Below are 6000 nucleotides of genomic sequence, written 5' to 3'. Positions count from 1 at the left end.
TGCAGTATTACATTGGCGCTTCCCATCGTAAACGCTGCGCCTGCCGCATAGCTCGTTCCGCTTCCATCTGCATTCGTGTTCCAACCTGCAAACGTATAGCCCGCTCTCACTAAATTTCCTGTGTTTCCAAGCACCGTTACCTCTGTGCCTGTTTCGTACGTTCCACTACCTACTGGCCCCGTCCCTCCGGTGCTGCCGTTACTGTTATATTCAACCGTATAAGCAGAGCTTGCTGCCCACTGCGCGTACAAGATCACGTTGTCCATGTCCATCGTGATCGTTGCGTCTGGTGCGAAGCTCGTTCCGCTTCCATTCGCTGAAGTATTCCAGCCTGTAAAACTATATCCCGTTCTCACCATGCTTCCCTGACTCAATACCGTTGCCGGTGCGCTTATCACATAGGTACCACTATCCGTAGGCACCATTCCTCCTGTATAACCATTACCATGGTACCTTACCTCGGAATTTTGGAAAGCCAGATTCACCTTATCCCCTACCGCTACAAAAATGTTGTTGCCGTATGCAATATCCGTGAGATAAGCGTTAACTCCCGATGTATTTAGCTTCCAATCAGCACCATTCATCGAGGACCCAATCGTTCCACCAGAACCTACAGCGACAAAATGGCCATTCCCATAAGTGATACCTGCAAAATCCGCGCTGCCCACGGTCTGTATGGTCCAAGTCACTCCATCCGGAGAAGTCGCAATCGTTCCATCGGCTCCTGCCGCCACATATAGTCCGTTGCCATAGGTAACTGCTTGCAAATTGTTAGTTACTGTTGAATTTTCCTCCGTCCAACTTACCCCGTCCAATGAAGTCCATACTTTTCCGTATTGCCCAACAGCTACAAACTTATCACCGTAAGTCACATCATAAATATAGGCTCCGCCGGTATTGGGAAGAGTCTGGCTTACCCAATTCACTCCATCGGATGAAGTCGTTACCGTTGAAAGCTGCCCGGTCGCTACCAACTTGCCATTTCCGTATGCGATTGCTCCTAAGTTATACGATGTATCAGACATCGATTCCCCTAGCACTTTTCCAGGAACCCAGGTTAATATCGTACCATTTGCTCCCACAATCACATACTTGCTTCCATCATAGATAATATCGAGGAGATCCTCTGTCGTCCCTGATCCGACGTACCCCCGAAATTCACCGTCGTTGCCAACAGAATATATGAGCATTCCATCGGAGCCTACAGCCACAAATCGGTCAGGCCCAGGTGTAACGCCATTTATCAATGAAATCACCTGGGGGCCGCCTGGCTTACCCCATGCCCCAAAAGCAAAAGAAGGATTAATCGCTTCCATTAAAATAAAGAGTGCCATGAACAAAGAAATACAGTAGCGCTTATACCTCATATTCTACCCCCTCATATAAAAAATTTGTGAAATGTGCTTGATATCTGTATTCAAAATCTAGATATCTGTATTCAAAATCTAGAAAATGAATATACCTACCTTTCCCTATTTCCGCTCCAAATCAAAAGACCAAACTAACATAAATGCCGAAAGCTGTCCCTTGGTGGATATTCTCTCCCCCCCTTGCTTACCTATAATAGTTTTGCTCCCAATAATTATTTTACAGTACATTTTCCCAGACTTTCTTAATGAAATCTTAATGGTTATTTGTATGCGGCCAAATAGACCCCCCTAGTAGTCAAATGGAAGCCCGTGTATGATGGACGAGTATTAGTCTAATAGCGAAATTAAAGAGGCACCTATATTAGCCTTTCAAATACAGATGTACTTTTCTTAATGGTTTCTTAATGTATGTTATAAAATATGTATTTTTCTATTTATCATTGTTATGATTTGACTGTGATCAAAATTGACTTCATATCACTTACGAAGGAGGAATGATTGCTATTAAAAAAATTTTAATTGTAGATGATGAACCCGAAATTCGTCAGTTAATTCGGATGCATTTAGAACAAGCTGGACTGCAGGTCATTGAAGCCGGTTCAGGACGACAAGCTATTCAATTGTTACAGGAATATCCGATTGAATTATTGATATTAGACCTCATGATGGATGAGGGCAGCGGGTTTGATGTGCTGCAGTATTTACGGGAAGAAAATTCGGAATCATTAGTCATAGTGCTTAGTGCAAGGCGAGAAGTGCAAGACAAAATCTTGACGCTCGGACTAGGTGCAGATGATTATGTCACAAAGCCTTTTAGCCCAGTCGAATTGGCTGCTCGCGTGCAAGCACAGTTAAGAAGACATCGCCCTCATTCTTCTTATCCTGCCAAGATTCTACGTTTAAATAAATTAGTGCTGGATATCGATAATTATCTTTTACGAAATGATGGAAAATTATTTTCTCTAACCCCGGTAGAGTGCCGACTTTTAGAAATGTTCATGCAAAATCCAGACCGCGTTTTAACCAAAAGAGAAATTTACAAGCAAGTGTGGAAGCATGAAAACTTTGATGATAATAATTTAAGTGTTTTTATAAGTAAACTGAGAAGTATTCTTGAACCCACAGAGGACTCGCCTCGTTATATTCGAACCAGACGTGGAATTGGTTATAGTTTCTCAGGAGATGGACTATGAAAAATCGAAATAAGCTTTGGCTGCTTATGCTCATTAGTGCAAGCATTAGTGTTTTTTTGTTCGCTTCACTTAGCCTTGTTATGGGGAAAATAGGAGATCAGGGTTATAATCTGAACAGTTTGACCGCCATTTCGCAAGAAGTTCTTGATACGATTGAAACACGTCAAGCTTTTCATATCGACAACATAAAGCCGATACTGGATAATGCTCACAGCGTCCATCCTAATATTCGTTATGAATGGATTTCAGCAGAAGGATCGACTATTTATGATACCTTTGGAGAACAGAACACCTATGATTTTGGGCAGCTTGCAAGTAGAATGCTTGATATGCCTCAGAACCTGTGGGGAGTCAATGAACCGGTTACACTTGTTTTTTCCATTAGTCAAGAGGCTCAACCTTATTATCTGTTGATAGGCTTGTCCAGTGACAATATGAAGAATGGGCAAATTTACTTTTTCATGCGCACTTTTAAAGCCTTGTCTACTTTTATGCTACCATTAATCGTTGCTTTAATAATTCCGTATCTGCTATCTATATGGTTTTTCTCTTCCATGAACAAACGAATCAGCAAACTCAATCATGCTATAGAGCAGCTTAACCTCCAAAGTGAAATCACTTTGCTAGAGGTTACGAAAAAGGATGAAATTGGCCAGCTTACTACGCATTACAATTCCATGGCTCGCCGTATTCAAAATCAAGGAGAACAAATCAAGCAATTTGACGCCAGACGAAATTTGCTACTGTCTAATCTGTCCCATGATCTACGCACCCCACTTACGATGATTTTAGGCTATGCAGAAACGATTCGCGCTGGATTGTATAAGGATGAGAAGGAGTTGCAAGCGAGTGCCAAAGTTTTGTTGCAGCGCTCTCGCTATATCGATAAACTTTTAGATCAATTGTTGGATATTACTCACCAGAATGAGGGGGTTTTAGAGCTTCATCTTGAAGTGCATAATATATCGGAAATCATGAGGAAAATTGCCGCTGACTACTTGATGTTTCTTGAGGGGCAAAACTTCACTCTTGAAGTAAATATCCCTGACGAGGATATCCAAGCCTGGATTGATGCTTCCCTAATTGAACGTGCGGTGCGAAATCTTTTGGACAATGCGATTCGCTACGGATCAGAAGGCCATTATATTGAAATCAAACTTTCGGAAAAAGATGATACCCTATTCATGATGGTTATAGATAAGGGACGTGGCATCCCTTTACAGGAACAAGAGTATGTTTTTAAACGGTTTTACCGTATCGATGCCAGCAGAAAAGGCGAAGGACTCGGCATTGGACTATCCATTGTCCAAGAAATAATTTCCCTCCATGACGGATCCATTACCTTGACAAGTTTTCCTTTTGAAAAAACCGTATTTGAGATCCATCTGCCAAAAAAGTGTGAGCAGTAACACTGACTTTTTACTGTGTCCAACAATAAAGATTCAACCTTCGCCCTTTATAGAATGGTTCACTACAATTGAACTTAACTGCAAGTTAGTTTAGTTGAATCTGCTTTCCTACAAAATTAGATGTACAAAAAACTGGACGAAAAACGACTCGTTTTTCGTCCAGTTTTCATTCTAGGGACTTGTTAGATAGCCCCAATTAGTTTACTAAAACTTAATATTGATTTCATGGTCACTCATTTAATCTTGAAAGTTCGAACAAATATGTTTATTTGAACTAACGTGTTTGTTTGAGTGACTATGGCACCATGAGTAAATGTTTGGCCATGATACATCCTCCCTTAAAATGAAAACGAGCGCTAATCTTTATTCCAGATAAGCACCCGATTGTTTAATTAGATAAACAAACCGCAACCATTGATTATTTCCCCACTGGACAATAACGTTGTTTCGTATATCGTTTTATTTTGCCTTTTCATAAACGATTGAACAGCTTCGTAACCGACTGCATAACCAGCACCGAAGGAAAGACCGACTGATTGATATCCTTCTTGTTTTGCAATTTCATCACCAAACATATAGCTACTTACTTCAGCAAAACCTTTTACGTCTAAGGATTCTCCGATAACATGGATTGAGTATTCTAAGTCATCTTTATCCATACTGGTTACCCATGGTCCTAGATGCTCTGTTCCATACAATTCTTTAGCGAACGATTCAGCCAAGCCTTCTATGACAAGATAATCTCCTACTGTTACATTGCCATGATCCCAATCAAAATAAGAAAAGCGTATATTGTGATGAAATTCATGAGCTATAACAGCCGGGATTTTCGGCAAGTTGTAATCATTTGGATAAATATTTACAGTAATAAATCCGGGTATCCCTCCAAATCCTGTATAGCCTTTTTGTAATTTTAATTTTTGGGGATCAGAAACATACAATCCAAATCTTATTTCATCTGCATTAACCTTAAAACCTTCTCTATTTGCACTTTCTACACATGTTTTTAAGGTGTTTTCTGCGACTGTATAGACGTTGTTTTCTTTTAACATTGATAATCCTTCTTGAATGCTTTTATCGTCGGAAACATCTGCAAAGCCAAGCATTTGAGTAGCCATTACAACGTCATATCCATTTTCCTGTTTTGCTTTCAGGGGAACATTAATAAAGTTCCACATTTCCTGAAATGGTTTCATCATCTCAAAACGAAAGTAATCTTCTCGTTTTTCTAAATCTGTAATCGCAAGTAATTCTCCGTATTGTTCTAATGTGTTGATTACTTTATAAGCGTTCATTTTAATCACCTCTTTCGCAAATATTTGACGTTGTAATTTTGAAGCAATTTTATATTCTCCATAAGATCCTCTTCGGAGTCAGTTAAATCCAATTGAAACAGTATATTTTCAAGGTCTGCAATCATTTGAGTCAGGTCATTTTTAATAAATTCTAATGATGGTTGTCGGTTTATTAAATCTTTAAGCTTCTAACTTGGATAAAACTAACTGACCCCTGTCATTTTTCTTTGCCCTCAATAAATCTAAACTAGAATAATATCGTACAGAGCGTTCAGTAAGCTCAGTATTTTTGTAAACTTCCATTGTTGTAAACAGCATAATCCACCTCCAGATTTCTAGGTTACGGTATTACGCTACGTTAGTGTCAAATGAACTTCCGTTAAATGGCCTGTTTGCGGAAGATGGATCTTATTGAAAATCAGTCAAATTTATTAAACAAGTATAACATTATTATTTCCTAAAAATGTGGTTTCCTATCTTGGATCATCCAGAAGGTATGACGTGGTAAAAACTATGCCAAGGATGGTACATTTCATTAGCTGTAATCAAATAGTAATCACCCTTCACTCACCCGTTAGAAAACCTGCCCCAACTATGCGATAATACAACTATTAGAATGAACGTTTTATTGCATAAAGAAAAGAGGTGTGGTCATGAAACCGGTCATATTATTATGTGGATGACAAGGGTCAAACAACGGTTAAACTTTAGAAAAGGTTGTTGAATCCCTTAT

Annotated in this window: 4 protein-coding genes; 2 read left to right on the top strand and 2 right to left on the bottom strand. The window is 39.5% G+C overall.

Annotated features, from left to right (window positions below; genetic code table 11):
* On the bottom strand, positions 1 to 1367 hold a 1367-nt coding region (locus tag H4683_RS19540), incomplete at its 3' end, for an InlB B-repeat-containing protein (protein WP_192600509.1).
* Between the two features lie 497 nt (positions 1368 to 1864).
* Between H4683_RS19540 and H4683_RS19535 the strand changes: the two genes are divergently transcribed.
* Both H4683_RS19535 and H4683_RS19530 read left to right on the top strand, forming a co-directional pair.
* On the top strand, positions 1865 to 2563 hold the full coding sequence (locus H4683_RS19535) for a response regulator transcription factor (protein WP_192600508.1): 699 nt from the start codon (positions 1865 to 1867) through the stop codon (positions 2561 to 2563).
* The gene (locus H4683_RS19530; protein WP_192600507.1) at positions 2560 to 3972 is read left to right on the top strand and encodes a HAMP domain-containing sensor histidine kinase; all 1413 of its coding nucleotides are present in this window, start codon (positions 2560 to 2562) and stop codon (positions 3970 to 3972) included. Before H4683_RS19535 ends, H4683_RS19530 begins: the two co-directional genes overlap by 4 nt.
* Positions 3973 to 4364: 392 nt before the next feature.
* Here the strand turns inward: H4683_RS19530 and H4683_RS19525 are convergent, their stop codons facing one another.
* Positions 4365 to 5267, bottom strand: a complete 903-nt coding sequence (locus H4683_RS19525) for a DUF2268 domain-containing putative Zn-dependent protease (protein ID WP_192600506.1) — start codon at positions 5265 to 5267, stop codon at positions 4365 to 4367.
* Between the last annotated feature and the right edge of the window lie 733 nt (positions 5268 to 6000).

The sequence above is a fragment of the Sporosarcina limicola genome (assembly GCF_014873855.1).
In the GTDB taxonomy this organism is placed as follows: Bacteria; Bacillota; Bacilli; order Bacillales_A; family Planococcaceae; genus Sporosarcina; species Sporosarcina limicola.
Note: the sequence above shows the minus strand (reverse complement) of the source record. Positions and strands in the feature narration are given on the sequence as shown.

Excerpts from the sequence above, each read along its gene's own strand:
- H4683_RS19525 (WP_192600506.1), bottom strand. The coding sequence starts at position 5,267 with ATGAACGCTTATAAAGTAATCAACACATTAGAACAATACGGAGAATTA.
- H4683_RS19535 (WP_192600508.1), top strand. The coding sequence starts at position 1,865 with ATGATTGCTATTAAAAAAATTTTAATTGTAGATGATGAACCCGAAATT.
- H4683_RS19530 (WP_192600507.1), top strand. The coding sequence starts at position 2,560 with ATGAAAAATCGAAATAAGCTTTGGCTGCTTATGCTCATTAGTGCAAGC.